The sequence below is a fragment of the Geodermatophilus sp. SMS 5-13 genome (assembly GCF_059428245.1).
This window is the reverse complement of the sequence record NZ_CP165729.1, coordinates 1,427,005-1,453,937: the sequence shown is the minus strand read 5'-3', so window position 1 is coordinate 1,453,937 and position 26,933 is coordinate 1,427,005. Positions and strand designations below refer to the sequence as shown.

Below are 26,933 nucleotides of genomic sequence, written 5' to 3'. Positions count from 1 at the left end.
AGGTCAGCGCCGGTCGGGGTGCACCCAGCCGATGGCCGGCGCCACGTGCTTCGTGATCGTCTCGAGCAGGTGCACGTTGTAGTCGACGCCGAGCATGTTCGGCACGGTGAGCAGCAGCGTGTCGGCCTCGCGCACGGCGGCGTCCTTGGCCAGCTCCTCGGCGAGCTCGTCGGGCTCGCCGACGTAGCTCTTGCCGAACCGCGCCCGCACGCCCTCGAGCAGCCCGACCTGGTCGGAGCTCTCCGAGCGGTCGCCGAAGTACATCCGGTCGGTGTCGGTGACCAGCGGCATGACGCTGCGGCTGACCGAGACGCGCGGCTCGCGCTCCCAGCCGGCGTCGGCCCAGGCGGACCGGAAGAGCGCGATCTGCTCGGCCTGCAGCTCGTCGAAGGGGACGCCGGTGTCCTCGCTCAGCAGCGTGGAGCTCATCAGGTTCATCCCCTGCTCCGCGGTCCACACCGCCGTGGCGCGGGTGCCGGAGCCCCACCAGATGCGGTCGGCGAGGCCTGGCGCCTGCGGCTGGATCGCCAGCCGGCCGGTCACGCCGCCGGTCATCCGCGGGTCGGCGTCCACCACGGATGCGCCGGCGATCGCGGCGCGGAACAGCGCGGTCTTCTCCCGGGCCAGCTCGCCGTCGTCGGACCTCGAAGGCGGCACGTAGCCGAAGGCCTCTGCCCCCCGCAGCGCCGTCTCGGGTGACCCGCGGCTGACGCCGAGCTGCAGCCGGCCGTCGCTGAGCAGGTCGGCGGCCGCGGCCTCCTCGGCCATGTACAGCGGGTTCTCGTAGCGCATGTCGATGACGCCGGTGCCGACCTCGATCCGCGACGTCCGCACGGCCATCGCGGTCAGCAGCGGGAACGGGGAGGCCAGCTGGCGGGCGAAGTGGTGCACGCGCACGAACGCGCCGTCGACGCCGAGCTCCTCCGCGGCGACCGCGAGCTCGACCGACTGCACCAGCGCGTCGCGCGCCGTCCGCACCGCAGAGCCCGGGATGGGCTGCCAGTGCCCGAAGCTGAGAAAACCGATCTTCTTGTCCATGGAGCTTCCCTCTCGTCACCGGGTGCCAGCGCCGGCGCCGGGCGCGGGATTCCCGAGGTGCAGGGCTGCCCATTCCGGGGCCCCGCCTTGGCGGACCTTGACGAGCCCCAGCAGACATGCCGGGCAGTCATCACCGTGTGTAGCGACTCGAACACGACTCTCCGTCAGCAGGTTCCGCCATTTCGGAGCGTGCATGCCCGACCCTGTTCGGGTGAGCCTCCCTGCACGCGGCATGCCGCGGAACCCGGCCGGGACGCCCGGCGCCGGCCAGCGGCTCCGGGCGATCGACACCCTGCTCGCCGACCGCGGCCAGCTGTTCCAGGCGCTCTTCCTCGGCGCGCCCATCGCCAAGGCGCTGGTCGACCTCGACGGGCACATCCTCGTGGCCAACCCGGTGATGTGCGGGCTGACCGGCCGCACCGTCGAGGAGCTCACCGGCCGGCACGTGGACCTGCTGGCCCACCCGGACGACCCGCCGGTGACCGAGCTCAACGTGCTCCCGGCGCCCGGCGAGGAGGGGCTCGACCCGAACCTGCTCCTGGACGGCGAGCGCCGGCTGCGCCGCTCCGACGGCACCGAGCTGTGGGTGGTCCAGGCGCACGACGTCGTCCGCCACACGACCGGGGAGCCGCAGTTCGTCGTCCTCTCGCTGGTCGACGTGACCGACCGGCGGCGGGCCGAGGAGGACCTCGTCCGCCGCGCGTTCACCGACCCGCTGACCGGGCTGCCCAACCGCCGCGCCCTCACCGACCGGCTGCGCCACGCGGTCGCGCTCTCCCGCCGCCGGGGCCTGCAGGTCGGCCTGGTCCACCTGAACATCGACCGGTTCAAGGCGGTCAACGAGGCGCTCGGCCACGAGGCCGGCGACCTGCTGCTCTCGCAGGTGGCCGACCGGCTGCGGTGGAGCACGCGGGTCGAGGACACCGCCGTCCGCCTGGGGGCCGACGAGTTCCTCGTCGTCGCCGAGGACGTCGAGGACCTCGAGGGGCTGCGCGCGCTCGCCGACCGGCTGCTGTCGGTGCTCGACGAGCCGTTCGTGGTGGGCGACCGCGAGATCACGCTGTCGGCGAGCGTCGGACTCACGCTCGGCAACGACATGACCCCCGACGACCTGCTGCGGCAGGCGCAGAGCGCGCTCACCCGCGCCAAGGCCGACGGCAGCCGGGCGCGGATCGAGGTGCACGAGGGCGCGCTGTCCAGCAGCGAGATCGACGCGCTGCAGCTGGAGACCGACCTGCGGCACGCGCTCGACAACGAGGAGCTGCGGCTGTTCTACCAGCCGATCGTGCACCTGGCCGACGAGACGCTGCTCGGCTACGAGGCGCTGATCCGCTGGCAGCACCCCAGCCGCGGGCTCCTGCCGCCCGGCGCCTTCCTCGACGCGGCGGAGAACAACCGGCTCACCTCCAAGCTGGGCGCCTGGGTGCTGCGGCAGGCCTGCCACGACGCGGCGACCTGGCCCTCGGAGCTGCGGGTGCACGTCAACATCTCCGCCCGCCACCTCGCCGAGGACGGCTTCAGCGAGCTGGTGTCGGAGGCGCTGGCGGAGTCCGGCCTGGCGCCGGAGCGGCTCGAGCTGGAGATCACCGAGTCCACCGCGCTGTTCGCCGCCGAGGCGACGCTGCACTCGGTGGCCGTGGTCACCGAGGCCGGCGTGACCCTGGCGCTCGACGACTTCGGCACCGGCTACTCGGCGATCACCGCGCTGCACCGGCTGCCGATCCACACCGTCAAGATCGACCGCTCCTTCGTCGCCGACGTCGTCCACGAGCCGTCGACCGCGGCGCTGGTGCACGGCCTGCTGCAGCTCGGCCGCGGCATGGGCCTGCAGGTCATCGCCGAGGGCATCGAGGACCTCGACCAGGCCGACTGGCTGCTGCGGCACGGCTGCGCGATGGCCCAGGGCTTCGCCTTCGGCCGCCCCGCGCCGCTGCCCAGCCCGGCCGAGGTGCTCATCGACGAGGTGACCGAGGCCCCGGCCGCGGAGACCGTCGAGGACACCCCGGAGCTGCTGGCCGGCGGGTACCCGGAGCTGCGGCCCGCCGCGCCGGTCGGCCACGAGACCGACGACCTGACCGGTGACCTCGCCGGCGTCTTCGGTGTCGAGGACGACGACGAGGACGACGGGGCGCCCGCCGACGTGCTGCCGTTCCCGGCGCCGCGCCGCGCGGAGCCGGCGGAGGAGCTGGTCGAGACCCCGACCGGGGAGCTCTTCGACGCCCAGCCCGACGAGACCGAGGACTGAGCCGCTTCAGGCGGGGCGCGGCACTGTGCCCGCGCGGGGACGGCGGACCAGCTCGCCCGAGCAGTTCGGGCAGACGCCGGCCATCGCCTCGGCGCAGGGGACGCAGAAGGTGCACTCGTAGACGCAGATGGTCGCCTCGGCGTCCGGCGGCAGCGGCCGGGCGCACCGCTCGCACTGCGCGCGCATCTCGAGCACGGTCAGCCCCGGCCGGTGAGGACTTCGAGCTGGGCGGCGTGGTCGGCCTGGTGCGCCGGCAGGAACCGCAGCAGCTCGGCGACCGCGACCGGCTCCCCGCCGTCCCGCCGGCCGGTCCGGCCGCGGTCGTCCGGGGTCACGGCCGCGACCGTGGAGTGCAGGGTCAGCTGCGCGTCGTGCAGCCCGCTGAGCAGCACCGCACGGGGCACGGCCGCGTAACCGGCGACTCGTGCGGACGCGAGGGGGTCGAAGTCGGCCAGGGGCGTGGGGTCGCCGGCCAGCAGCCGCCGGAGCCGGTCGGTGAAGACGCGGGCCGAGTCCCGCAGGTGGCCGGCGACCTGCAGCGGCGTCCAGTCGAGCTCGCCGGCGTACTCGGGAAAGTGGCCGGTGCGCACGAGGGCGCGGCGGGCCCGGCGGCCGAGCCGTGCCTGCCAGCCGGCGTCGGGCAGGTCGGTGAGGACGGCGGCCACCCGCCGCTGCTGGGCCAGCAACAACCGGGCCTCGGGCGCCGCGACCCGGACGATCGTGCTCATGGCGACGAGCCTGCCGCGCCGCCTCGCCGTCCACGAGTGGCAGGCATGACACCGACCGCGTCGTTCCTGCCATCGTGGTCTGCTGTCCCGGTGACCGCCGAGCGCTTCGCCGCCATCGCCGATCCGCGGCCCGGGGACGGTCCGTGGCCGGCCATGACCTGGCCGCCGGACGCGGACACCGCCCTGCGCGGGGGCGCCGTCGTCCTCACGCCCGTCGTCCCCGAGCGGGACGCCGCGGAGCTGTTCGCAGCGCTCGACGACGACACGGTCTGGCGGCACGTGGCGGGGCGGCCGACGGACGCCGACGACCTCGCGGGCGTGCTGACCGCGGCGATAGCCGGCGGCCGGCTGCCGTGGCTGGTGCGGCTGGCCCGGCCGGTGGGCGGGCTGCCGGAGGGCGCGGTCGCCGGGATGTCGTCCTACCTCGAGGTCTCCGTGCCCGATGCCCGCCTGGAGATCGGGTTCACCACCTACGCGCCGGCCGTGTGGGCCACCACCGTCAACCCGGAGACGAAGCTCCTGCTGCTCGGGCACGCCTTCGAGGTGCTCGGCGCGGGCCGGGTGCAGCTGAAGACCGACGTCCGCAACGTGCGCTCCCAGCAGGCGATCGCCCGGCTCGGCGCCCAATACGAGGGCACGCTGCGCCGCTACCAGCGGCGGGCCGACGGCAGCGTGCGCGACACCGTGCTGTTCAGCGTCGTCGCCGAGGAGTGGCCGACGGTCCGCGAGGGCCTCCGGGCGCGGCTCTAGGCGCGCGGCAGCGCGAGCGGCACCGGCCGCTTCGCCGCCCGCCCGTCGCCGGACGACGTGCCGCGCAGCCGCCGCCCGATCCACGGAGCGACGAAGCCGCGCACCCAGGCGGCCTCCTCGCCCACCGCGGCCCGGAACGGCCGCGGCGGCTGCGGCGGCAGCGGGACGGCCCAGTCGCCGTCGCCGGCGACGGGCACGCCGAGCGCGGCGGCGGCGGCCAGCGCCACGCGGCGGTGCCCCTCGGCGGTCAGGTGGATCCGGTCGGCGTCCCACAACCGCCAGTCCTGCAGCCAGGCCGCGCCCCACTGGTCGAGGACGACGGCGTCGTGGCGGGCGGCGATCGACCAGAGGTTGGCGTTGAAGACGGCGACCCGGCCGCGGATCCGACGGATGATCGGGGTCTGCCGGACGTCGACCCCGGTGGCCAGCAGCACGTCGGCGCCGGTCGCCCGGAGCTTCCCGACGGCGTCCTCGATCAGGGCCGCGAGCGCGTCCGGGTCGCCGCCGGGACGCAGCAGGTCGTTGCCGCCGGCCACCAGGCTGACCAGGTCGGGGTCGGCCGCCAGGGCGACGGGGAGCTGCTCGTCGATCACCTGCCGGACCAGCCGGCCGCGGATCGCCAGGTTCGCGTACTCCACGTCGTGCACGGGGGCGGCGGCCGCGAGGTGCTCGGCGAGCCGGTCGGCCCAGCCGCGGAACTCGCCGGGCCGCGCCTGGTCGGGGTCGGAGAGCCCCTCGGTGAAGGAGTCGCCGAGGGCGATGTAGCGCCGCCACGAACCGTTTCGCACGGCAACCACTTCACCACGGTGACCGAGCACACAGGGTGCGCGGGCCGGATCGCGGACACGATGCCCGCATGCGCATCGACGTCGCCGCCTCGCTGACCGTCGACTCCTCCGCCCCGGCGACGGCGCTGCTGCAGGTCGCCGTCGCCGCGCCGGTCGACGAGACGCTCACCGTGCTCACCGACGGCCGGCCGGTCGAGCCCTCGGAGTTCGCGGTGGACGGCGCCCGGGTGCACCGGCTGCATCTGCCGGCCGGCCACACGACGATCGCCTACACGGCCTCGGCGGCGTCCGTCGGCACCCCGCGTCCGGTGACGCCGGCCGAGTGGGCGACGGCCCTGCGCCCCAGCCGGTACTGCCCCTCCGACCAGCTGGAAGGGTTCGCGAGCTCGGAGTTCGACACGGGTCTCCCGCGCGGCGAACAGGTGCGCGCCGTCGCCGACTGGGTCCACGGCCGGCTGACCTACACCTCCGGCGCCAGCCGGCCGGTCGACACCGCCGTCGACACGCTGCTGGCCGGGCGGGGGGTGTGCCGCGACTACGCGCACCTCACGATCACGCTGCTGCGGGCGCTGGAGGTGCCGGCGCGGCTGGTCGCCGTCTACGCGCCGGGCCTGGACCCGATGGACTTCCACGCCGTCGTCGAGGCCGACGTCGACGGCACCTGGTGCGTCGTCGACGCCACCCGGCTCGCGCCGACGTCGTCCCTGGTGCGGATCTGCTCCGGCCGCGACGCGGCCGACACGGCGTTTCTCACCCTGCTCGGCGGCGTCGCCACGTTCGGGGAGATGACGGTGACGGCGACCGCCGACGGCGACCTGCCCACTCCGGACGACACCCCGTTCCCGCTGCCCTGAGTCCCCGGACCATTTCGGGGGACCTGCTGCTGCGCGCAACGGCTCCGGATTCGCGACCGCACCCGCCCCAGCCCTGACGGCGGCCGGCCGGGCCGACCACGACCACGCCGCGGCCAGCAGACCACCTGCGCCAACCTCGCCCGTTGTTAGGATGCCCCCCTGGTCGGCACTGTCCGCAGACACGGTTCTTGCCGAGCGACTGCATTTCGCCCGCGGGGTGACCTGCGAGTCAGCCACAACAGCGCCTTCCGAAGTCGAGGAGGGAGACAACCTTTGCTGGCGAGTCTCCTTCCGGGTTTGAGGGACGTGCGAACCCCACTGGCCGTGGGCTACTTGTGGCTACTTGTGGCGTGGTTGCTGTATGCCGACCGCGTGCCGAGGAGTCGACCCACAGGGGGTGGCTTGGTTGCCGCCCTCTTCGATCTGGGAACCGTCGTGGGAGAAGGGGCCCTCCTCGTGGCCATATCATTTGCGGCGTATCTGGTCGGCGCCCTTCTTTCATTTCCCTTGGAAGGACGGGTCGCCACCCGTCTCCTGGATGCCGTTCGCCCAGACATGCAAGCAAGGAGGGTCGCCCGGGACGAGTACCAGGAACTCCTGTCCAGGCTGCGGAGGCAGGTGAATGATCTCGAGTCGCGACTCGGTGAGGACCGGGCTCGCGAGCTGAGAGATGAGCTGGACCGATCCCCGAGCCGTGAATACCTGCGAACCAGGTTGTTGGTCGCCAGTCAGTCCCTGTATGGCGAATACGATCGCTTGTCCGCCGAAGCGGCGTTCAGAGTGAACATTGCTCCACCTCTGATAGCACTGTTCTGGATCGTGGGATCTCGCGCAGGTCTCGTGTGGGGACTGGTCGGCACGGCGCTGTCGCTCGCTCTTGCCGGTCAAGGAGTTCGCCGGGGAATCTTGTCGGGCGACATCTTGCGCCGCGCGGTCGTGGCGGGGGTCATAGAATTGCCCGCCGCCGCCGAGATAAAGCAAGCGATATCGGAACTCCGCTGAGCACCGTTGTGGCGAGCGCGAGGCCCCTCGGGCCCCGGACGCCAAGGAGCCGAAGGGATTCGGCCTGCCGCGGGAGATCTCCACTGGCGCAATTGCAAGGCGGAATCGGCCCCGGAACTCCATCGGGAAGTCCGACGAGTCGGGTGGCCGGCCGGCGGCAGTCCCCGACCTGGCGCTGCATGCCCCCTCCCCCCGCCTGACCATGAGAGGACATGTCGGCACATCGACATGTCCGCATACCGGCACGCCACACGCAGCAGGAAGGAGATGGCGGTGTCAGGAACCCGTGCCGACGATCGATCCGGTGACCGGCCTCCGACCAGTCACGAACGCATGACGGGGCTGCCCTGGGATGCGTCGTACGCCGAGGGCCCCGCGCCGTGGGACCTCGGCCGGCCGCAGCCGGCGGTCGTGCGGGTGGCATCCGCGGGCGGATTCACCGGATCGGTGCTCGACGCGGGCTGCGGGACCGGCGACAACGCGCTCCACGTCGCCTCACTGGGCGCCCCGGTGCTGGGCGTCGACGTCGCCGAGACGGCGCTGGCGATCGCCCGGCAGAAGGCGGACGAGCGCGGCATCGAGGTCGAGTTCGCCGCGGTTGACGCGCTGCACCTGGAGCGGCTGGGGCGCCGGTTCGAGACGGTGCTGGACTGCGGGCTGTTCCACACCTTCGACGCCGCCGAGCGCCCGCAGTACGTGGCGAGTCTGGCGTCGGTGACCGGGCAGGGCGGGACTCTCTACGTGCTGTGCTTCAGCGACGAGGGCACCGACACCGGCCCGCACCCCGTCAGTCGGGACGACCTGCGCGCGGCATTTCACCGCGGCACCGGCTGGCGGGTCGCCGCCATCGAACCCGAGCGCGTCGAGACGAGGTTCCACGACGACGGCGCGCCGGCCTGGCTGGCGACGATCACCCGGGTCCAGGCCGTCTGACAGGGTGGGCGGCGTGCGGACGACGAGCAGCCGGGAGGTCTACCGCAACCCGTGGATCCGGGTGCGCGAGGACGCGATCGAGCACGCCGACGGCTCGGCCGGCGTCTACGGCGTGGTCGAGAAGCCGCACTTCGCCCTGGTCCTGCCCTTCGAGCGGGACGGCTTCTGGGTGGTCGAGGAGTTCCGCCTGCCCGTCGGCCGCCGGGTGCCCGGCTTCCCGCAGGGCACGTGGACGCACGGCGCGAGCGGCACCCCGGAGGAGCTGGCCCGCGCCGAGCTCGCCGAGGAGACCGGGCTGCGCGCCGGCACGCTGCGCCGGCTCGGCCATCTCGACCTCGCACCGGGCCTGTCGACGCAGGAGTTCGACGTCTGGCTGGCCACCGACCTCACCCCCGGGCCGACCGCCCGGGAGGCCACCGAGGCGGACATGACCTGCACGTTCCTGGCCGAGGAGGAGCTGCGGGCGCGGATCCGCGACGGCCGGTTCCCCGACGGTCCCTCGGTCGCCGCCTACGCGTTGCTCCTGCTCGACCGGGAGTGAGCATCAGGTCGACGGGGCGTCGGGCTGACCGAGCCGCCGGCGGAGGTCGGCCGGGAGCAGCTCGAGCAGCTCCTGCGGCAGCACCGGCAGGTCCAGCAGCGACAGCTTCACCCGGCTGCGCGCCGCGGCCAGCGAGCCCTCGATGCGCACCAGCCGGCCGGCGTCCGGCCGCAGCGACACCTCGACCACGGCACCCGGCTCCAGCCGGCCGGTGAGCACCCCGTCGAGCTCGACGGCCGGCGGCCCCGCGGTCAGCTCGAGGGTCAGCCCCTCGGCCGGCCCGAGCAGCAGGCTGCGCGCGATCCCGTTCAGCGGCGCCGACGGCGTCACCAGCACCCCCGCCGCGCTGGGGCTGACCACCGGCCCGCCCGCCGCGTAGTTGTACGCCGTCGACCCCATGGGCGTGGCCAGGATCAGGGCGTCGCACGTGTAGTGCCCGTACGGCTGCCCCGCCACGGACATGGTCGCCCCGACCAGACCGGCGCCCGGGACGCGGGCCAGGACGGCGTCGTTGAACGCCAGCTGCTCGGCGGACCCGTGCCGCACCACCAGGCAGCTGCGGCTCTCGGTGGTCGCCCGCCCCTCGGCCATCGCCTCGAGCGCCGCGTCCAGCTCCGCTCCCTCGACCTCGGCGAGAAAGCCCAGCCGGCCGAAGTTGACCCCGAGCACCGGCACCGGCCGCTCGGCGACGAGCCGCATCGCGCCGAGCAGCGTGCCGTCGCCACCGAGCGCGATCAGCCCCTCGGTGGTCGCCGCGAGCTCGTCACGCGTCACCGCTGTGACACCGGCCAACCCGAGCCGGGCGACGTCGTCGGCGACGGCGAGGAGCTCGACCCCGTGGGTCGACGTCCAGGCCACCACCTGGCCGACCGCCCCCGCGCAGTCGCGGCGCGGGTGCAGGACCAGGCCCATCCGGGGCGCGAGCACCATGGCGTCAGCCGCGGTAGGTCTCGAGCAGCCGCAGCCAGATCTCGCTGATCGTCGGGAACGACGGGACGGCGTGCCACAGGCGGGCGATCGGCACCTCCCCGACGACCGCGACGGTCGCCGCGTGGATCAGCTCGCCGACCGCCGGCCCGATCAGCGTCACGCCGAGGAGCACCTGGCGCTCGGTGTCGACCACGGCGATCGCCCTGCCCTGGTAGCCGTCGGCGAACAGCGACGCCCCGGCGACGTGCCCGAGGTCGTACTCGACGACCCGGTGCGGCAGGCCGGCCCTCTCCGCCTCCGCGGCGGTCCGTCCGACGCTCGCCACCTGCGGATCGGTGAAGACGACGGACGGCGTCGCCACGTGGTCGGCCGTGGCCACGAACGGCGACCAGTCGGCCAGCGAGACCTCCTCGCCGCGGGCGCGGGCGACGATCGCGGCGCCGGCCTGCCGGGCCTGGTACTTGCCCATGTGGGTGAGCAGCCGGCGGCCGTTGACGTCGCCGACCCCGTAGAGCCACGGCACGCCCTCGACCTGCAGCGAGTCGTCGACGTCGAGGTACTTCCCGCCGTCTAGGCCCACGGCCTCCAGGCCGAGGTCCGCGGTGCGGGCCCGGCGGCCGACCGCGACCAGCACCTCGTCGCCGCGCACCTGGCCGGCCTCGGTGGTGATGACCACCTCGCCGTCCTCCCGCCGGGCGGCGATGACCTCGACCCCGGTCCGGACGTCGACGCCCGCGTCCTTGAGCGAGGCCGCCACCGCCTCCCCGGCGGCGGGCTCGAGCGTCGCCAGCAGGCGGTCGGCGAGCTCGATCACGGTCACCGTCGAGCCCAGCGCCCGCCACGCGGTGGCCATCTCGCAGCCGACCACTCCCCCGCCGATCACGATCAGCCGGCCGGGCACGTCCTGGGCGCTGGTCGCCTCGCGGGGCGTCCACGGCGAGATCTCGCGCAGCCCGTCGATCGGCGGGATGGCGGCCGACGAGCCGGTGCACAGCGCCACCGCGTGCCGGGCGGTCAGCCGTGTCTCGGCGCCGTCAGCGGCGGTGACCACGACGGTCCGCTCGCCGTCCAGCCGGCCGGTGCCGCGCAGCAGGGTGATCCCGGCGCCCTCCACCCAGCTGACCTGGCCGGTGTCGTCGCCGTCCCCGGTGAACGAGCTGCGCCGGGCCAAGGTCTCCGCCACGTCGAGCTGCCCGGTCACCGCGGCCGCCGCGCCGCGGACCGCGCGCGCCTCGCCGAGCACCTCCGGCCCGCGCAGCAGCGCCTTGCTCGGGATGCACGCCCAGTAGGAGCAGTCGCCGCCGACCAGCTCGGCCTCCACGAGCACGGCGGACAGCCCGCCCCTGACGACGACGTCGGCGACGTTCTCGCCGGTCGACCCACCGCCGACCACGACGACGTCGACGGTGTGCTCCCCTGCGCTGCTCACCCGGCCCATCCTGACGGTGTGGTCGACTGGCCGCCATGCCGGTCGATTCGGACGAGTTCGCCGCCGCCCTCCGGCAGTACGCCGCCGGGGTCTGCCTGCTGACGCTGCAGGACGACATCGACGACGTGGGGACGACGGTCAGCTCGGTCATGAGCGTGTCCGCCGCGCCGCCGCTGATCGCGGTCGGGCTCGCCGCCGACGGCTACCCGGCCGAGCTGCTCGGCGCGGTCGGCCGCTGCGCGGTGACCGTGCTGGCGGCCGAGCACGCCATCGTGGCCAGCCGGTTCTCCTCGGCCGGGCGGCCCAGCGCCCGGCACCTGCTGGAGTCGGTGCCGTGGACCCGCGCGGACGGCAGCGGCGCGATCGTGCTCCGCGACGGCCTGGCCGCCCTGGACTGCCGGGTGGACCGGCTGGTCGAGGCCGGCGACCACCTGCTCGCGCTGCTCGAGGTCGAGGCGGTCCCGGTGCTCAACCCGGGTGCCCGCCCGCTGGTGCGGCTGCGCGGCCGCTACGTCGACGAGAAGGGGGATCTCGCCGGTCGATGAGGCCCGGTGTCACATTCCGGGCGCCGGCGGTGCTGTAGAGATGTGGATGTCGTCGCCGCGGTGCGCACCCCCGCCCGCAGGAGCACGGCCGTGACCGCTCCCCGGAGCGCGGTGCGGGCCGATCTCGAACAGGTCTTCCGTACCGGCTACCCGGGGGTGGTCGGTGTCGCCGCCCGCGTTCTGGGCTCCCGCGACGAGGCCGAGGACGTCGCCCAGGAGGTCTTCCTGGCCTTCGGCCGCACCACGGTCCCGGCCGGCGAGGCGCCGCGCTGGCTGGCGGTCGCCGCGGCCCACACCGCCCTGAACCACCTCCGCTCGGGCCGCCGCCGCGCGGCCCGCGAGGAGGCCGCGATCGACGGCCACCCGATCACCCCCGACATCGCCGACGACGTCGTCGTCCGCGAGGAGCGCAGCCGCGTGCGCGCCGCGCTCGCCCGGCTGCCGCGCAAGCAGGCCGTCGCTCTCGTGCTGCGGCACAGCGGGCTGAGCTACGCCGACGTGGCGGCCGCCCTCGACCTCTCCCCCGGCAGCGTCGGCACCACCGTGCGGCGCGCCGAATCCGCCCTGCGCAAGGAGTTGAGCACCGATGCGTCGACTGACTGACCGACACCCGGCCGACGGCACGCTGCGCCGCCTGGTCGACGAGCCGGCCGGCGTCCCCGACGACGACCGCGCGCACGTCGCCGGCTGCCCCACCTGCCTGCTCGGCCTGGCCACCGCCCGGGAGGACGCCGCGGCCGCCACGGCCGCGCTGTCCTACGAGACGGCGCCCGACGTCGACCTGGCCTGGCGGCGGTTCTCCGCCGCCCAGGCGCCCGCCCGGGCCGCCGTCCCCGCACCGGCCCGCCGCCGGCGCTCGCCGCTGCGCAGCCCGCTCGTGGCCGCCCTCGGGGTCGCGGTGATCCTCGGCGGCGCCGGTGCCGCGGCGGCCGCGGACTGGCTGCAGATCTTCCGCACCGAGCAGGTGGCACCGGTCGAGGTGCAGACCACCGACCTCGTGGCGCTGCCGGACCTCTCCGACTACGGCGATCTGCAGGTCGTCGCCGAGCCCGATGTGCACGACGTGGCCGGCGCCGCGGCCGCCGAGGAGGCCTCCGGCCTCGACGTCCCGGAGGTCGACGCGCTGCCCGGCGGCGTGACCGGCGAGCCGCGGTACGCCGTGGGCGGCCAGCTCGTCGCCGAGTTCACCTTCTCCGCCGCCAAGGTCGCGCAGGCCGCCGCCGCGGCCGGCGAGGAGCTGCCGGCGGTCCCGGCGGGGCTGGACGGCAGCCGGTTCCGGCTCGTCGCCGGGCCGGGGGTGGCCGAAATCTGGCAGAGCTCCTCGGGCGCACCGGCGCTGGTCGTCGCCCGGGTCACCGCGCCCACGGCCTTCTCCTCCGGCGTTCCCTTCGAGACCGCGCGGGACTTCCTCCTCTCCCTGCCCGGTCTGCCCGAGGACATCGCCACCCAGCTGCGCAGCTTCACCGGTGACGGCACCACGCTCCCGCTGCCGATCCCGGCGCAGTTCGCGACGACGTCGCCCGCCGAGGTCGCCGGCCACCCGGCCACGGTCGTGGCCACGCGCGACGGCAGCATCACCGGCGTGGTCTGGGTGGAGGACGGCGTCGTCACCGGCGTCGCCGGCTCGCTGACCGAGGACGAGGTCCTCACCATCGCGCGGGACCTGCGCTGACGGTGGACAGCACCACCGTCGCGGCCGCCGAGCAGCTGCTGGCCGAGCTGCCGCCGTCCCCGGCGGTCTGGTGCTCGGGGCTGCGCAAGCGGTACGGACGGCGGACCGCGGTCGACGACGTCTCCTTCGCCGTCGGCCGCGGCGAGGTGGTCGGCCTGCTCGGCCCCAACGGCGCCGGGAAGACCAGCGTCATCAAGATGCTGCTCGGGCTGGTGCGCCCCGACGACGGCGAGGTGCTGCTGCTCGGCCGGCGGGCGCGGGAGCCGCGGGCCCGGGAGCGGGTCGGCTACCTGCCCGAGCTCTTCCGGTACCAGCCGTGGCTGACCGCGGCCGAGGTGCTCGCGCTGCACGTCCGGCTGGCCGGGGCGCGGGTGCCCGCCGCCGAGCAGCGGGCCGTCCTCGCCCTGGTCGGGCTGGCCGAGCGGGCCGGTGACCGCGTGGGCGGCTTCTCCAAGGGCATGCAGCAGCGGCTCGGCCTCGCCGTCGCGCTGGTCGCCCGCCCGGAGCTCGTCGTCCTCGACGAGCCGACCAGCGCGCTCGACCCGCTCGGGCGGGCCGACGTCCGCGACATCGTGCTCTCCCTCAAGGAGCGCGGGGTCGCGGTGCTGCTCAACTCGCACCTCATCGGCGAGGTGGAGCGGGTGTGCGACCGCGTGGTGATCCTCGACAAGGGCCGGGTCGCCGCGAGCGGCACGCTGGCCGAGCTGCTCGGCCAGCGGGAGCTCCGTCTGCGCCTCGGTGCGGTGACCGCCGCGGCCGAGGCCCGGATGGCCGCCACCGGGCGGATGTCGCGCAGCGGCGACGAGTTCACCGTCGCGCTCCCCGCGGAAGGCGATGCGACCGTGCCCGATCTGATCGCCGATCTGGTCGCTCTGGGCGTGCGGGTGCACGCCGTCGAGCCGGGCCGGATCAGCCTCGAGGAACGGCTCCTGGGCATCCTGCGGCACGAGGAGGACACCCCGTGACCGTCATGACCGTCGCGGCGCTGACGCTGCGCGAGGCGTCGCGGCGCAAGGTGCTGCGTGCGCTCGCCGTGCTCACCCTCGCCCTCCTGGGCCTCTCGGCCTGGGGCTTCGCCAAGCTCTCCGTCGAGCTCGGCGACCTGACCAGCGGTGAGTCCCGGCTGGTCGCGGCGCAGGTGCTCAACCTGGTGATGTTCGGTCTCAGCCTCATCGCGGCCCTCGGCACGGCCTTCCTGGCCGGGCCGACGCTCTCCGGCGAGGTGGAGTCGGGCATGGCCCTGGCGATCCTCGCGCGGCCGGTGCGGCGCAGCACCGTCCTGGCAGGCAAATGGCTCGGCCTGGTGGCGTTCGGCAGCGCGTTCGTCGCCGTCGCCGGGCTGGCGGAGTTCGTCGTCGTGCAGGTGACGATCGGCTACTGGCCGCCCGACCCGGTCATCGGCCTGCTGCTGCTCGCCGTCCAGACGGCGGTCCTGCTCACCCTGACCCTGCTGCTGGCCACCGTCATCTCGCCCATGGCGTCGGGGATCGTCGCCGTCGGCCTGTTCGGCGCGACCTGGATCGCGGGCGTCGTCGGCAGCGTCGGCGACGTGCTCGGCAACGAGGGCGTCGCGCGGGTCGGCACCATCTCGCGGGTGCTGCTGCCCACGGACGGGCTGTGGCACGGCGCGATGTACGCGTTCCAGGACTCCTCGCTGCTGCGCGTCGCCGGGCTCGACCGCGGTTCGCCGTTCTTCGGCACCGCCCCGTTGAGCGGCGCCTACCTCGCGTGGGTGGTCGTCTGGGTGCTGCTGATCGGCGGCCTCGCGGCGCTGTCGTTCACGCGCCGCGACGTCTGAACTAGCGTCGGGGGCGATGAACGCGCCGCTGACCCCCTCGGACTCCGCCCTGCGCCGTGCGCTGACCCGTGCCGAGCGCGGCGTGCGGCTGGACGCCACCGAGGCGGAGACCCTGCTGCACGCCCGCGGGCTGGGCGAAGGCGACCCGCTCGACCGGCTGCTGACCGCCGCCTCGCGGGTGCGCGACGCGGGCCTGGCCTCGGCCGGGCGGCCCGGCATCGTGACCTACAGCCGCAAGGTGTTCATCCCGCTGACCCACCTGTGCCGCGACCGTTGCCACTACTGCACGTTCGTGACGACGCCGGGGCAGCTGCGCAAGGCCGGCAAGGCGCCGTACCTGTCCCCCGACGAGGTGCTGGAGATCGCCCGCGCCGGCGCGGCCCTGGGCTGCAAGGAGGCGCTGTTCACCCTCGGTGACCGGCCCGAGGAGCGCTGGCCGGTCGCGGCCGAATGGCTGCACGCGCACGGCTTCGACTCCACGCTGGGCTACCTGCGGGCGATGGCGATCCGGGTGCTGGAGGAGACCGGCCTGCTGCCGCACCTCAACCCCGGCGTGCTGTCGTGGGAGGAGATCCAGCGGCTCAAGCCGGTCGCGGCGTCGATGGGCATGATGCTGGAGACGACGGCGACCCGGCTGTGGTCCGAGCCCGGCGGCCCGCACTTCGGGTCGCCCGACAAGGAGCCCGCCGTCCGGCTGCGGGTGCTGGAGGACGCCGGCCGCTCCGCCGTCCCCTTCACCACCGGCGTGCTGCTGGGCATCGGCGAGAACTACGCCGAACGGGTCGAGGCGATCGGCGCCATCCGGGCGGCGCACCAGCGGCACGGGCACGTGCAGGAGGTCATCGTCCAGAACTTCCGGGCCAAGCCCCGGACGGCGATGGCCGCGCACGACGACCTGGAGCTGCAGGAGTACGTCGCGTCGGTAGCCGTCAGCCGGCTGCTGCTGGGCCCGAAGGCGCGGGTGCAGGCGCCGCCGAACCTGTCCGACTCCACCGAGCTGGGCCTGCTGATCCGCGCCGGGGTCGACGACTGGGGCGGGGTCTCGCCGCTGACGCCGGACCACGTCAACCCTGAGCGGCCGTGGCCGAACATCGACAAGCTGGCCGCGCTCACCGCCGAGGCCGGCTACACGCTGCGCGAGCGGCTCGCCGCCCAGCCGCCGTACGTGACCCAGCCCGAGCCGTGGCTGGACCCGCGGGTGCGGCCGCACGTCTTCGCGCTGGCCGGGCCCGACGGGCTCGCGGTCGAGGGGCGGGTGCCGGCCGGGCTCCCGTGGCAGGAGCCGGACGAGGCGTGGACGTCGTCCGGGCGGACGGATCTGCACGTGGAGATCGACACCGTCGGCCGCACCGGCGACCGGCGCAGCGACTTCGACGCCGTCTACGGCGACTGGGCGGACCTCCGCTCACGCACCGAGTCGGCCCGGGACGGGCACTCCACCGCGCTCGCCGTCGGCGACCCCGAGGTGCGGGCGGCCCTGCGGCACGCCGAGGCCGACCCGGCCGGGCTGTCGGACGCCGAGTACCTCGCGCTGCTGGGCGCGGACGGCCCGGACCTCGACGCGCTGGCCGCGGTGGCCGACGCGCTGCGCCGGGAGGTCAACGGCGACGACGTCACCTACGTCGTGAACCGGAACATCAACTTCACCAACGTCTGCTACACCGGCTGCCGGTTCTGCGCGTTCGCCCAGCGGCGCACCGACGCCGACGCCTACACGCTGTCGATGCAGCAGGTCGGCGACCGCGTCGACCAGGCCTGGGCGGCAGGCGCGACCGAGATCTGCATGCAGGGCGGCATCCACCCCGACCTGCCCGGCACCGCCTACTTCGACCTGGCCCGCGAGGTGAAGCAGCGCCAGCCCGGCATCCACCTGCACGCCTTCTCCCCCATGGAGATCGTCAACGGCGCGGCCCGCACGGGGCTGTCGTTCACCGACTTCCTCACCGGGCTCAAGGAGGCCGGCCTCGGCTCGGTCCCGGGGACGGCGGCGGAGATCCTCGACGACGACGTCCGCTGGGTGCTCACCAAGGGCAAGCTGCCGACGGCGACCTGGCTGGAGATCATCGGCACCGCGCACCGGGTGGGCATCCCGACGACGTCGACGATGATGTACGGCCACGTCGACACCCCGGCGCACTGGGTCGCCCACCTGCGCACGCTGGCCCGCCAGCAGGACGAGACCGGCGGATTCACCGAATTCGTGCTGCTGCCGTTCGTGCACCACAACGCGCCGATCTACCTGGCCGGCGTCGCCCGGCCCGGCCCCACGGTGCGGGAGAACCGGGCACTGCACGCGGTCGCCCGGCTGCTGCTGCACGGGCGGATCCCCAACATCCAGACGAGCTGGGTCAAGCTCGCCGAGGCCGGCACGAAGGCGGTGCTCCAGGGCGGCGCCAACGACCTCGGCGGCACGCTGATGGAGGAGACGATCAGCCGGATGGCCGGCAGCGAGAACGGCTCGCTGAAGACCATCGCCGAGCTCGAGGCGCTGGCGGCATCCATCGGCCGGCCGGCGCGGCAGCGCACCACCGAGTACGGCACGCCGTCCGAGGAGCGGCTGCGCACCGCCCGGTCCGAGGAAGGCCGCCGCGCGCTCACCCTGTCCATCACCCCGGTCTGAGCCGTACTCATCCTGCCGGGGCGAGGCCGCCCCGGCGCCGCTTCGCGAGGCTGGCCGGAACCTGACAGGGGGATGGCCATGTCCGAGAGCAGACAACCCACCGAGCCGGCGCCGGGCACGTACGGCCCCGGATCCAGGGAACCCGCCGTGGGCGATGTGGTGCCACCGCCGGCGCCGCCTCCCTCGGCGTGGGCAGGCTGGGTCACCTTCGCCGGCATCATGATCGCCCTGGTCGGTGTCGTGCACGTGATCGAGGGCCTGGTCGCGATCACCGAGCCCGAGAAGTACCTCGTCGGGCCACGCGGCACGGTCCTGCACCTGGACTACTCGACCTGGGGCTGGATCCACCTGATCCTGGGGCTCGTGCTGATCGGCACCGGGGTCGGGGTCCTCAACCGCAACAAGCTCGCGCGCGTGATCGGCGTCGGTGCCGCGGGACTGAGCGCGGTGACGAACCTCGCGTTCCTGTCCGCCGCCCCGGTGTACGCCCTGACCGTGATCGTGCTGGACGTCGTCTTCATCTACGCGATCTGCGTGCACGGCGGTGAGGTGCCCGACAAGCGCGGCAACGACCGGACCACCGGGTTCACCGGCGCGTGACGCCGTCCCTCGAGCTGCGGACGCGGACCACCCGCGAGGTGCTCGACGACCACCTGCGCCTCGCCGACGAGGGCGCGGTCGAGGAGGACCTGGCCCGCAACGTCGCCGCGGACGTCGTCGTGCTGACCGGCCGCGGCGTGTTCCGCGGTCACGACGGCGTCCGCGAGCTCGCGCGCCAGCTCTACGAGGAGATCCCCAGCGGCCGCTGGACCTACCTGTCGACGCAGGTCGAGGGCCGCATGGCGTTCCTGGAGTGGACGGTGGACGCCGGGCCCTACCGGATCCCCGACGGTGCAGACTCCTACCTGATCGAGGACGGGTCGATCCGCGCGCAGACCATCCACTACACCGTCACCGATGCCGACGGCCGCGTCCTGATCCGCGCCGACGGCAGCCGAGCCTGAGGAGAACCGTGGCCGACGACTGGCACCAGCCCCTGCGGCACGTCGCGGCCACAGAGCTGTCGGGCGACACCGCGCAGACCGGTGGCATGGTCCGGCGCGAGGCCGTGTCGGGGAAGACCGTCGGCTCCGAGAAGCTGTGGATGGGACAGACGCACGTGGGCGCCGGTGCCAACTCCGGCAACCACCACCACGGCGACTCCGAGACGGCGATCTACGTCGTCTCCGGCCACCCGGTGTTCGTCTTCGCCCGGGACGGCCGCGAGGTCCGGCTGACCCCCGAGCCGGGCGACTACGTCTTCGTCCCGCCGTGGACGCCGCACCGCGAGGAGAACCCGGGCGACGAGGAGGCGGTCGTCGTCATCGCCCGCAGCAGCCAGGAAGCGATCGTCGTCAACCTCCCCGGAGGACTCGTCCCCGGGGACGACGGCTGACGCGACCGCCTCCTGCCTCCTGCCGTGCGGGTCAGCCGCGGGAGCCGGCGGTGTCGCCCTCCTCCAGCAGCTCGGCGAACAGCGTGCGGTAGTGCACCATCGCCTCCCGAAGCTGCTCGGTCGAGGCCTCGCCGCGACCGTTGAGCTCCGAGATCTCGTGCGCGGCGTGGTACTCCGACACCACCCCGGCGTGGTCGACCGAGACGTCCCGCGCCTGCTGGTCGAAGTCCCCGACCGGGTACCCGCGGTCGCGCATCACCTCCTGGACCAGCAGGTCGGCGTCCCCGACGGCCTGCGTCGGCGCGTCGACGAAGCGCTCCTGCGCGCTGCGCCAGCGCTGGGCGTAGGCGTTGCGGGCGCCGGGGTCCAGCGGCCGGATCTCGAGCTCCTTGCGGCGCTCCGTGCGGTCCTGGAGGTCGCGCTCGGCCTCCCGGCGGTCGCCGGTGGTGTCGACCGTGCGCTCGTACTCGGGGCCGAACGTCTGCTGCAACCGCTTGCTGCGCATGCGGGGCCACGCCACGGCGACCGCGACGCCCAGCAGGACCAGCACGACGAGAACGATGATCAGCGCGGTCATGGCGTCACGTCCTCAGCAGCCGGTCGAAGAACGACCGGTAGCGCTGCAGCGCCTGGCGCAGGTCCTCGGTGTCGGCGTCCCCGCCGCCCTGCCACTGGGACTCCAGCCGCCCCTTGTGCTCGCTGAAGCCCTGGGCCATCGACTGCATCAGCTCGGCCACCAGCCCGTCGGCGTTCTGGACGGCGTCCTTCGGGTCGTCGACGAAGCGGGCCTGGATGTCCCGCCACCGCTGGCGGAACCGGTCCTCGTCCGCGGGGTTCAGCAGCGCGACATCGGAGTCGCCGGCCCCCGTGTCCCCCGTCCGCTCGGTCGCCGCCCCCGTGCCCGCCGTCCGCTCGGTCGTCGCCGCCTGGCCGCCGGCCGACGTCTCCGGCTGGCCGCCGGCCGGCCTGTCCGGCTGGTCGCCGGCAGGCATCCCCCGTTGGTCGCCGGCAGGCATCCCCCGTTGGTCGCCGGGCGGCATCGACCCCTGGTCGCCGGGTTGCTGCTCCGACCGGCCGCCGGGCCCGGCTTCCGGACCTTCGCCGGCCGGGCCTCGGGCACCCGGCAGGCTCTCCTCCCCGGTCGCTGTGCCGCCCCCGGGAGCGGCGTCCTCGCGGTGTCGGGCGGTTCCGGGCTGCGCGAGATCTTCAGTGCTGAGGTCGCTCTGGCGTTCCATGCCGCACCTCCTGCGTCTGCGCCCTTCATGGGGCAGCGAGGCGACTTACCCGCGTGACCTGCGTCACAAACAGGCTGGCCAGCATGAAGAAGCGGGGCGGCCGCGACACGCGACCGCCCCGCCCGCTGCGGATCAGTGGTGATGCCCGCCGTGGTGGTGGTCACCCCGGACCACGACCACCGTCCTCATCCACGGGTGGATGAGGCACTCGAAGCGGTGCTTGCCCCGCGCCAGGTCGTCGAACGTCACAAGACCGCCCGGTGCCGCGGAGGTGTCATCGAGCAGCGCCTCGTCCTTGCACTCGGGAACGGTCGGCTCCGGGTGCTTGAGCGCGTCCTCCACCGGAGGCACGCAGCCGCCACCGAAGTGCCTCACCGGGGTGAAGGTGTGCTCCTCGCCGCCGACGTTCTTGGCCACGAGGACATCCCCCTCGTCGATGCGCAGGTACCGAGGGCTGAAGCGCCACGCGGGGGCCTCGTTGAGCCGCCCCAGCTGGTCGAGGAACTCCTGGAACGTGGTGTCGCCGTGGCCGACGCACGTGCCCGGCCCGATGGCCGCGTTGAACGTCCTGGGGTCGCAGTCGTCCTTCATCTTGACCACTTCCCGGTCGTGCCCCCTGCCACCGTCACCCGCCTGGGCCACCCCCGAGACCCCGAGCACGGTCAGGGCGACGACCGCCCCGATCAGCAGCTTCCCGTGCAGCCTCATTTCCCGCCCTCCCTGATGTGACCCAGATCACACGGACGGGCGCGAAGCTAGGGCCTTGCTGGCGGTCGCCGGGAGACTCGCTGGAGAGTTCATGCAGGCATGCTGGACACCGGGGAGCGCGCCGCCACCCTGCGTGCAGTGCGCCTGGACGCGTCGCTGCCCGGGCGCGCGCCTCAGGCCCGCTCGGCGGGCTCCGGCCGCGTGGCCGGCGCCTTGTCGGGCTGGTCTCGGAGGAACAGGTACCAGTAGGACGTCGCCACGAAGACGACGGCGCCGACCACGTTGCCCAGGCCCGCGAACAGCCAGTTCTCCAGGGTCGGCCCCCACCCGATGCCCGGGACGCCGGCGAACATCGCCGCCGGCAGGAAGAACATGTTCGCGACGACGTGGTCGAAGCCCATCGCGACGAACGCCATGATCGGGAAGAAGATCGCCAGGATCTTGCCCGACACCGACTGCGCCGCGAGCGACATCCAGACCGCGAGGCACACCAGCCAGTTGCAGCCGATCGCGCGCAGGAAGATCTGCCACCCCGACTCGTGCAGCGCCTTGCCCTCGGCGATGGCGGCCAGCCGGTCGTAGGTGAGGGCGGCGTTGCCGGAGGAGTGGGCGTCCCCGATCACCCCGGTCTGCACGGCCAGGAAGAAGGCCACGAACAGCGCACCCAGCAGGTTGCCGAGCAGCACCAGCGTCAGGTTGCGGACGACGTCGCTGCCGGTGATCTTGCCGCGCATCGCGCTGAGCGGGACCAGCATCATGTTGCCGGTCGCGAGGTCGGAGCCGGCGATCAGCACGAGCACCAGGCCGAGGGTGAAGGCGGCGCCCATGAAGAGGGTCGGCAGCGTGCCCCAGGTGCCGGGGTCCAGCCCGGAGGACACGGTGATCGCGACCAGCGCCCCGAAGGAGATGTACGCGCCGGCGAGGAAGGAGCTGACCAGCACGCGGTCCCACGTGCGGTGGACCTTCTTGGCCCCGACGTCGGTGGCGACCTGCGCCATCTCCTGCGGTTCCCGAGCGGTCATGAAGCCTCCCCGGCCTCGGCAGCAGCGCCAGTATGGGTGGGCGGTCCGGTTCCGGCTCGGCGGCGGCGACCGTGACGCCTTCACCGCGGCTGCATGACGCGGCCGTGCGGCCGATCCGGGGCGCGGGCGCCGCACCTGCGCCACGTCATCCCCGGCGCCGTCCGTCGTCTTCATCCCCGAAGGCCGGAGAACCCCCTGCGAAAGGGCACCCCACGGTGATTCCCACCCGCCTCGTCGAGCTCACGCCGCACGCGCGGAACGACGGCGCACCCCGCCTGCCCGTCGGTCCGTCCGCGAACCACCTCGGACCGGCGCGCCACGAGATCCTCGACAACCTGCGGCGCCTGGCCGTGCACCTCGAGACGGCGGCCCTGCTGGACCGCCGGGCGGACCGGTCGGACAACCCGGCACTGGCCGCGGTGTTCCACGAACGCGCGGACCGCCGCCGCAGGATCGCCGCGGAGCTGCGCGAGCACCTGGCCGGCAACGGCCTCCCGACGTCCCTCAGATCCGGGGACTGAGGCTGCGCCCGTGGCGCGCATCCCCCGACACCGCCACGGGCGCTCCTACCGGGCGCGGATCAGCTCGGCGAGGGCCCCCACGTCGGGCAGGTCGAGGTGCGGTCGCGCGTCCTCGGGCAGGTCGGCGAAGGACTCCGCGTGCCCGATCCCGGTGTGGACGGCAACGGCGAACGCCCCGCCCTCGCGCGCCATCGGCACCTCGAGCTCCGGGTCGTCACCGACCACGGCCAGCTCATCCACCGGCACACCGAGGTGCCGGGACGACGCGCGCAGCGCCTGCAGCGACGGCTTGCCGACGACGGTGACCCGCGCCCCGGTCAGGTCCTTGACCACCGCGCTGATCGCCCGGGACGAGCCGAGGCTGCGACCCTCCGACGTGGCGAAGTACGGCGACTGCGAGGCGCTGTAGTACGGCGCCCCGCCCTCGACGGCGTCGATGGCGGCCTCCAGCGCCTCCATCGTGAGCTCCTGGCGGTACCAGCCGGCGAACACGGCGTCGCACGCCGTCCCGCGCAGCGGCGGCAGGGCCTCGATCCCGGCCTGCTCCAGCACCTCGGTGATGCCCTTGACGCCGAGCACCATGACCCGCCGGTGTCCGCGCTCACGGAAGACCTCGACCGCCGACGACGCCGGGGTGAGCACCGCGTCCGACGGCACCGGCAGGCCTGCGTCCTGCAGCGCATCGGCGCACTGCGCCGGCGTCTTCACCGTGCCGTTGGTGAAGACGCAGAACGGGAGGCCGAGGTCGGTCAGCGTGGTGAGGAACTCCAGCGCCCCCGGCAGCGGGGTGAGCCCCGTGTTGTTGCGGTCGCCCAGCACCAACGTGCCGTCCATGTCGAGGACGAAGCCGCGCACCCGGGCCAGCGACTCAGCCACGGCGCACCGCCAGGGAGAACCCGTCCTTGGCCACCGCCAGGTCGTGCACCGACGTCCGCGAGCCCAGCTCCGACAGCAGCGACAGCACCGGCGCCAGCGACGGGTTGTAGTGCCGCGGCGCGGGGCCGGCGGCGACCATCGCGTCGACCTGCTCGGCCGGCATGTGCGCGCGCAGCAGCAGCTCCTCGTCGGAGACGCCGGGGAACCGGCGGCGCAGCTCCTCCGGTGACGGTGGCGGCGGTTCCGCCGCCAGCTCGCGGGCCCGCGGCCGGTCGAGGATGCGGTCCAGCACGCCGGGCTCGATCGGCGCGGTCGGGCGGCCGAAGCTGCCCAGCGCGTAGCGGATCACCTGGTCGGGCACGTTCGCGTACCGCTCCCCCATCACGTTGAACAGTGCCTGCGAGACCACCATCTGCGGGAACGGCGTGACCATGATCGGGTACCCCAGCTCCGCGCGGACCCGGCCGACCTCCTCGATGAGGCTCTCGAACCGGTCCTCCATGCCGATCTCGCGCAGCTGCCGCCGCGTCGTCGTCATGACCCCGCCGGCGATCTGGTGGTGCAGGAACGCCGCGTCGAAGTCCTGCGGCCCGCCCACCGGCAGCTGCTCGGCCGCCGCGTGCTCGTCGAAGAACCGGCAGGCCAGCTCCAGCGCCCGGTCGTCGATGTCGACCGTGTGCCCCATCTCGCGCAGGTTGGCCACCGTGCGCTGCGCCTCCGGCAGCGACGAGCCGTTGCCGAGCGCGCCGCAGCCGGTCTGCACCACCTCGACCCCCAGCGACGGCGCGATCGCGTAGGTCTGCGGCGAGAGCCCGATGGTGGCGTGCGAGTGCAGCTCCAGCGGGGTGTCGCCCAGCTGCGCCTTGATGGCGGGGAACAGCGTCCGGGCGCGGTCGGCCGAGAGGATCCCGGCCGGGTCCTTGACGTACACCCGGTCGATGTCGGGGCACTCGCGCATCTGCCGGGCCAGATCGGCGTAGAAGGCGTCGTCGTGCACCGCGCTGATCGTGAACGTCAGCGCGCCGACCACCTCGTCGATGCCGGCCTTCTTCAGCCGCCGGGCGGTCTCGCGGGCGGCGTCCATGTCGTGCATGGGGTCGAGGACGACGACCCGGTCGATGCCGTTGACCGCGAGCCGGTCGTAGACCAGCTGCATCGTCTCCGGGTGCGAGTTCTCCCAGGAGATGAACCGGAAGCCGGTGCCGATCAGCTGCAGCTTCGTCGTCGGCATGAGCGCGCGGGTCAGCCGGATCCGCTCCCACGGGTCCTGGCGGTGGTTGCGCACCGAGACGCCCATCGCGGTGCTCGACGTGAAGTCCAGCGCCCGGAAGCCGACCCGCTCCAGCACCGGGGCGATCTGCAGCACGTGCTCGGTGCGCAGCCCGGTCGCGCCCCACAGGCTCTGGTTGCCGTCGCGGATCGAGACGTCGACCAGCCCGATGTCTGCCATCACGCCACCCCCGCGAGGAACCGCTCGAAGTACGCCGTGTCCACCCCGCCGGCCCCGAACTCCGGGTCCGCGAGCAGCGCCCGGTGCACGGGCACCGTCGTCGTCACGCCGTCGATGCGCAGCAGCTCCAGTGCGGCGCGCGCCCGCGCCAGCGCGTCGGCGCGGTCGGCCCCGTGCACGATCAGCTTGGCCAGCAGGGAGTCGTAGTACGGCGGGACGACGGAGCCGCCCTGCACGTGGGTGTCGACGCGGATGCCGTCGCCGACCGGCAGCACCACGCGGTCGATCCGCCCCGGCGAGGGCCGGAAGCCGTGCGCCCAGTCCTCGGCGTTGATCCGGCACTCGACCGCGTGCCCGGTGAGGACGACGTCCTCCTGGCGCAGCCGCAGCGGCAGCCCCTCGGCGACGGCGAGCTGCTCGGCGACCAGGTCCAGGCCGGTGACCAGTTCGGTGACCGGGTGCTCGACCTGGATGCGGGCGTTCATCTCGAGGAAGTAGAAGCTCTCCCGCTCGCGGTCGTAGAGCAGCTCGACCGTGCCCAGCCCGCGGTAGCCGAGGTGGACGGCGAGGGCGAGCGCGGCGTCGGCCATCTCGGCCCGCACCCGCTCGGGGATCTGCGGCGCCGGGGCCTCCTCGAACAGCTTCTGGTAGCGGCGCTGCACCGAGCAGTCACGGTCGCCCAGGGCCACGGCGGACACCCCGTCGCCGAGCACCTGCACCTCGACGTGCCGGCCGGACTCCACGAACCGCTCCAGGTACACCCGCGGATCCCCGAAGGCGGCGGCCGCCTCGGCCACCGCGAGGTCGAGGGTGTGCGGCAGCTCGGCGGCGGAGTGCACCCGCTTCATGCCGCGCCCGCCGCCCCCGCCGACCGCCTTGACCAGCAGCGGGTAGCCGACCTCGGCCGCGACGGCCTGCGCCGCGGCCAGGTCGGCGGCCTCCCCGCCCGGCACGACCGGCAGCCCGGCGGCCAGCGCGTGCGTGCGGGCGGTCAGCTTGTCGCCCACCGCGTGCAGCGACTCGATGCTCGGCCCGACGAAGATCAGTTCCGCGTCGGCGCAGGCCCGCGCCAGCGCCGGGTTCTCGGAGAGGAACCCGTACCCGGGGTGGACGGCGTCGGCCCCCACCGAGAGCGCCGCGCGGACGACCGCGGCCGGGTCGAGGTAGGACTGCGCGGCCGGCGCCGGGCCGAGCCGTACGACCCGGTCGGCCAGCCGGGCCGGCAGCGAGTCGAGGTCGGCGTCGGAGGCGGCCAGCACCGACTCGATGCCCAGCCGGGCGCAGGTGCGGATCACCCGCGCGGCGATCTCGCCGCGGTTGGCGATCAGCAGGCGGTGGATCCGCCTCATGTCGGCTTCACCACCACGAGCACGGCGTCCTTCTCCGCGAACTCGCCGTTGCCCAGACGGAACTCCACGACCGACCCCCGGACGCCGGCGTGCACCGGCGTCATCATCTTCATGGTCTCGACGATGCCGACCACCGTGTCCTCGTCGACCTCGTCCCCGACGTCGACGAACGGCGGCGACCCCGGCTGCGGCGCCCGGTAGAAGGTGCCCAGCAGCGGCGGGTGGACGGCGACCAGCCCCTCGGGGACCTCCGCATCGGCCGAGGAGGTCTCGTCGACGTCCACCACCGGCTCGGTTCGCTCCACCGCCGGCGCCCGGCGGACCGTCTGCTCCGCCGTCCAGCCGGTCGCGCCCTCGCGGCGCACGGTCAGCGTCAGGTCCGCCGTCTCCAGGTGCAGCTCGGCCAGCCCGCTGGAGTCCAGCACCCGCAGGACGTCGCGCACGTCGTCCGGTGTCAGGTCCAC

The 26,933-nt window shown here is 74.1% G+C and carries 30 protein-coding genes; 16 read left to right on the top strand and 14 right to left on the bottom strand.

Annotated features, from left to right (window positions below; translation table 11 throughout):
- Positions 1–3 precede the first annotated feature (3 nt).
- Positions 4–1,038, bottom strand: a complete 1,035-nt coding sequence (locus AB3388_RS07220; protein WP_495410082.1) for an LLM class flavin-dependent oxidoreductase — start codon at positions 1,036–1,038, stop codon at positions 4–6.
- Between the two features lie 211 nt (positions 1,039–1,249).
- Between AB3388_RS07220 and AB3388_RS07215 the strand changes: the two genes are divergently transcribed.
- On the top strand, positions 1,250–3,283 hold the full coding sequence (locus AB3388_RS07215; protein WP_495410081.1) for a putative bifunctional diguanylate cyclase/phosphodiesterase: 2,034 nt from the start codon (positions 1,250–1,252) through the stop codon (positions 3,281–3,283).
- A 6-nt stretch (positions 3,284–3,289) separates the two neighbouring features.
- Here AB3388_RS07215 and AB3388_RS07210 read toward each other — a convergent pair whose 3' ends face one another.
- Positions 3,290–3,469, bottom strand: a complete 180-nt coding sequence (locus AB3388_RS07210) for a DUF1272 domain-containing protein (protein ID WP_495410080.1) — start codon at positions 3,467–3,469, stop codon at positions 3,290–3,292.
- A gap of 11 nt (positions 3,470–3,480) precedes the next feature.
- Positions 3,481–4,011 carry a DinB family protein gene (locus AB3388_RS07205; RefSeq protein WP_495410079.1) on the bottom strand — a complete coding sequence of 177 codons (531 nt, stop codon included), beginning with the start codon at positions 4,009–4,011 and terminating at the stop codon, positions 3,481–3,483.
- A gap of 90 nt (positions 4,012–4,101) precedes the next feature.
- On the opposite strand from AB3388_RS07205, the gene AB3388_RS07200 reads away from it, so the two are divergent.
- Positions 4,102–4,761, top strand: coding sequence for a GNAT family N-acetyltransferase (locus AB3388_RS07200; RefSeq protein WP_495410078.1), 660 nt, complete (start codon positions 4,102–4,104; stop codon positions 4,759–4,761).
- Here AB3388_RS07200 and AB3388_RS07195 read toward each other — a convergent pair.
- A complete protein-coding gene (locus AB3388_RS07195) occupies positions 4,758–5,558 on the bottom strand; it encodes an SGNH/GDSL hydrolase family protein (protein WP_495410077.1) in 801 nt (266 codons plus the stop codon). The genes AB3388_RS07200 and AB3388_RS07195 overlap by 4 nt on opposite strands.
- Positions 5,559–5,617: 59 nt before the next feature.
- Here AB3388_RS07195 and AB3388_RS07190 point away from each other — a divergent pair, with 59 nt between their 5' ends.
- The 4 genes from AB3388_RS07190 to AB3388_RS07175 all read left to right on the top strand — a co-directional run bounded on the left by AB3388_RS07190 (position 5,618) and on the right by AB3388_RS07175 (position 8,879).
- Complete coding sequence (locus tag AB3388_RS07190; RefSeq protein ID WP_495410076.1) at positions 5,618–6,403, top strand: transglutaminase-like domain-containing protein; 786 nt, start codon at positions 5,618–5,620, stop codon at positions 6,401–6,403.
- A 402-nt stretch (positions 6,404–6,805) separates the two neighbouring features.
- Positions 6,806–7,405, top strand: a complete 600-nt coding sequence (locus AB3388_RS07185) for a hypothetical protein (RefSeq protein ID WP_495410075.1) — start codon at positions 6,806–6,808, stop codon at positions 7,403–7,405.
- Between the two features lie 333 nt (positions 7,406–7,738).
- Positions 7,739–8,338, top strand: coding sequence for a class I SAM-dependent methyltransferase (locus AB3388_RS07180; protein WP_495410074.1), 600 nt, complete (start codon positions 7,739–7,741; stop codon positions 8,336–8,338).
- 13 nt (positions 8,339–8,351) lie between these two features.
- Positions 8,352–8,879 (top strand): NUDIX domain-containing protein, encoded by a 528-nt coding sequence (locus AB3388_RS07175; RefSeq protein WP_495410073.1) that lies wholly within the window; start codon positions 8,352–8,354, stop codon positions 8,877–8,879.
- 3 nt (positions 8,880–8,882) lie between these two features.
- Here the strand turns inward: AB3388_RS07175 and AB3388_RS07170 are convergent, their stop codons facing one another.
- Both AB3388_RS07170 and AB3388_RS07165 read right to left on the bottom strand, forming a co-directional pair.
- On the bottom strand, positions 8,883–9,809 hold the full coding sequence (locus tag AB3388_RS07170; protein WP_495410072.1) for an NAD(+)/NADH kinase: 927 nt from the start codon (positions 9,807–9,809) through the stop codon (positions 8,883–8,885).
- Positions 9,810–9,813: 4 nt separating this feature from the next.
- Positions 9,814–11,238, bottom strand: a complete 1,425-nt coding sequence (locus AB3388_RS07165) for a dihydrolipoyl dehydrogenase family protein (RefSeq protein ID WP_495410071.1) — start codon at positions 11,236–11,238, stop codon at positions 9,814–9,816.
- Positions 11,239–11,273: 35 nt separating this feature from the next.
- Here AB3388_RS07165 and AB3388_RS07160 point away from each other — a divergent pair, with 35 nt between their 5' ends.
- From AB3388_RS07160 to AB3388_RS07120, 9 genes are all read left to right on the top strand, one after another.
- Positions 11,274–11,783 carry a flavin reductase family protein gene (locus AB3388_RS07160; protein ID WP_495410070.1) on the top strand — a complete coding sequence of 170 codons (510 nt, stop codon included), beginning with the start codon at positions 11,274–11,276 and terminating at the stop codon, positions 11,781–11,783.
- Between the two features lie 90 nt (positions 11,784–11,873).
- Positions 11,874–12,386 carry a sigma-70 family RNA polymerase sigma factor gene (locus tag AB3388_RS07155; RefSeq protein WP_495410069.1) on the top strand — a complete coding sequence of 171 codons (513 nt, stop codon included), beginning with the start codon at positions 11,874–11,876 and terminating at the stop codon, positions 12,384–12,386.
- Positions 12,370–13,455 (top strand): hypothetical protein, encoded by a 1,086-nt coding sequence (locus AB3388_RS07150; protein WP_495410068.1) that lies wholly within the window; start codon positions 12,370–12,372, stop codon positions 13,453–13,455. Before AB3388_RS07155 ends, AB3388_RS07150 begins: the two co-directional genes overlap by 17 nt.
- A gap of 2 nt (positions 13,456–13,457) precedes the next feature.
- On the top strand, positions 13,458–14,420 hold the full coding sequence (locus AB3388_RS07145; protein WP_495410067.1) for an ABC transporter ATP-binding protein: 963 nt from the start codon (positions 13,458–13,460) through the stop codon (positions 14,418–14,420).
- 5 nt (positions 14,421–14,425) lie between these two features.
- Positions 14,426–15,253, top strand: a complete 828-nt coding sequence (locus tag AB3388_RS07140; protein WP_495411442.1) for an ABC transporter permease subunit — start codon at positions 14,426–14,428, stop codon at positions 15,251–15,253.
- A gap of 16 nt (positions 15,254–15,269) precedes the next feature.
- The gene (locus AB3388_RS07135; RefSeq protein WP_495410066.1) at positions 15,270–17,873 is read left to right on the top strand and encodes a bifunctional FO biosynthesis protein CofGH; all 2,604 of its coding nucleotides are present in this window, start codon (positions 15,270–15,272) and stop codon (positions 17,871–17,873) included.
- A 147-nt stretch (positions 17,874–18,020) separates the two neighbouring features.
- On the top strand, positions 18,021–18,473 hold the full coding sequence (locus tag AB3388_RS07130) for a DUF7144 family membrane protein (protein ID WP_495410065.1): 453 nt from the start codon (positions 18,021–18,023) through the stop codon (positions 18,471–18,473).
- Positions 18,470–18,877: a nuclear transport factor 2 family protein gene (locus AB3388_RS07125; protein ID WP_495410064.1), complete on the top strand. Its 408-nt coding sequence runs from the start codon at positions 18,470–18,472 to the stop codon at positions 18,875–18,877. Before AB3388_RS07130 ends, AB3388_RS07125 begins: the two co-directional genes overlap by 4 nt.
- A gap of 8 nt (positions 18,878–18,885) precedes the next feature.
- The gene (locus tag AB3388_RS07120) at positions 18,886–19,308 is read left to right on the top strand and encodes a cupin domain-containing protein (RefSeq protein ID WP_495410063.1); all 423 of its coding nucleotides are present in this window, start codon (positions 18,886–18,888) and stop codon (positions 19,306–19,308) included.
- A 31-nt stretch (positions 19,309–19,339) separates the two neighbouring features.
- On the opposite strand, the gene AB3388_RS07115 is transcribed toward AB3388_RS07120, so the two are convergent.
- From AB3388_RS07115 to AB3388_RS07100, 4 genes are all read right to left on the bottom strand, one after another.
- Positions 19,340–19,885: a hypothetical protein gene (locus tag AB3388_RS07115; protein ID WP_495410062.1), complete on the bottom strand. Its 546-nt coding sequence runs from the start codon at positions 19,883–19,885 to the stop codon at positions 19,340–19,342.
- Between the two features lie 4 nt (positions 19,886–19,889).
- A complete protein-coding gene (locus tag AB3388_RS07110) occupies positions 19,890–20,300 on the bottom strand; it encodes a hypothetical protein (protein ID WP_495410061.1) in 411 nt (136 codons plus the stop codon).
- 375 nt (positions 20,301–20,675) lie between these two features.
- Positions 20,676–21,251, bottom strand: a complete 576-nt coding sequence (locus tag AB3388_RS07105; RefSeq protein WP_495410060.1) for a cupredoxin domain-containing protein — start codon at positions 21,249–21,251, stop codon at positions 20,676–20,678.
- Positions 21,252–21,424: 173 nt separating this feature from the next.
- Positions 21,425–22,273: a formate/nitrite transporter family protein gene (locus AB3388_RS07100; protein ID WP_495410059.1), complete on the bottom strand. Its 849-nt coding sequence runs from the start codon at positions 22,271–22,273 to the stop codon at positions 21,425–21,427.
- A gap of 215 nt (positions 22,274–22,488) precedes the next feature.
- Between AB3388_RS07100 and AB3388_RS07095 the strand changes: the two genes are divergently transcribed.
- A complete protein-coding gene (locus AB3388_RS07095; protein ID WP_495410058.1) occupies positions 22,489–22,794 on the top strand; it encodes a hypothetical protein in 306 nt (101 codons plus the stop codon).
- Positions 22,795–22,839: 45 nt separating this feature from the next.
- On the opposite strand, the gene AB3388_RS07090 is transcribed toward AB3388_RS07095, so the two are convergent.
- From AB3388_RS07090 to AB3388_RS07075, 4 genes are read right to left on the bottom strand one after another with little or no spacing between them, the layout of a single operon-like run.
- Entirely contained in the window at positions 22,840–23,670 is an 831-nt protein-coding gene (locus tag AB3388_RS07090) for an HAD-IIA family hydrolase (protein WP_495410057.1), read from the bottom strand.
- Entirely contained in the window at positions 23,663–25,120 is a 1,458-nt protein-coding gene (locus AB3388_RS07085) for a biotin carboxyl carrier protein (protein WP_495410056.1), read from the bottom strand. The genes AB3388_RS07090 and AB3388_RS07085 overlap by 8 nt, the downstream gene beginning before the upstream one ends.
- Positions 25,120–26,469, bottom strand: coding sequence for an acetyl-CoA carboxylase biotin carboxylase subunit (locus AB3388_RS07080; protein WP_495410055.1), 1,350 nt, complete (start codon positions 26,467–26,469; stop codon positions 25,120–25,122). The genes AB3388_RS07085 and AB3388_RS07080 overlap by 1 nt, the downstream gene beginning before the upstream one ends.
- Positions 26,466–26,933 carry an acetyl-CoA carboxylase biotin carboxyl carrier protein gene (locus AB3388_RS07075; RefSeq protein WP_495410054.1) on the bottom strand — a complete coding sequence of 156 codons (468 nt, stop codon included), beginning with the start codon at positions 26,931–26,933 and terminating at the stop codon, positions 26,466–26,468. The genes AB3388_RS07080 and AB3388_RS07075 overlap by 4 nt, the downstream gene beginning before the upstream one ends.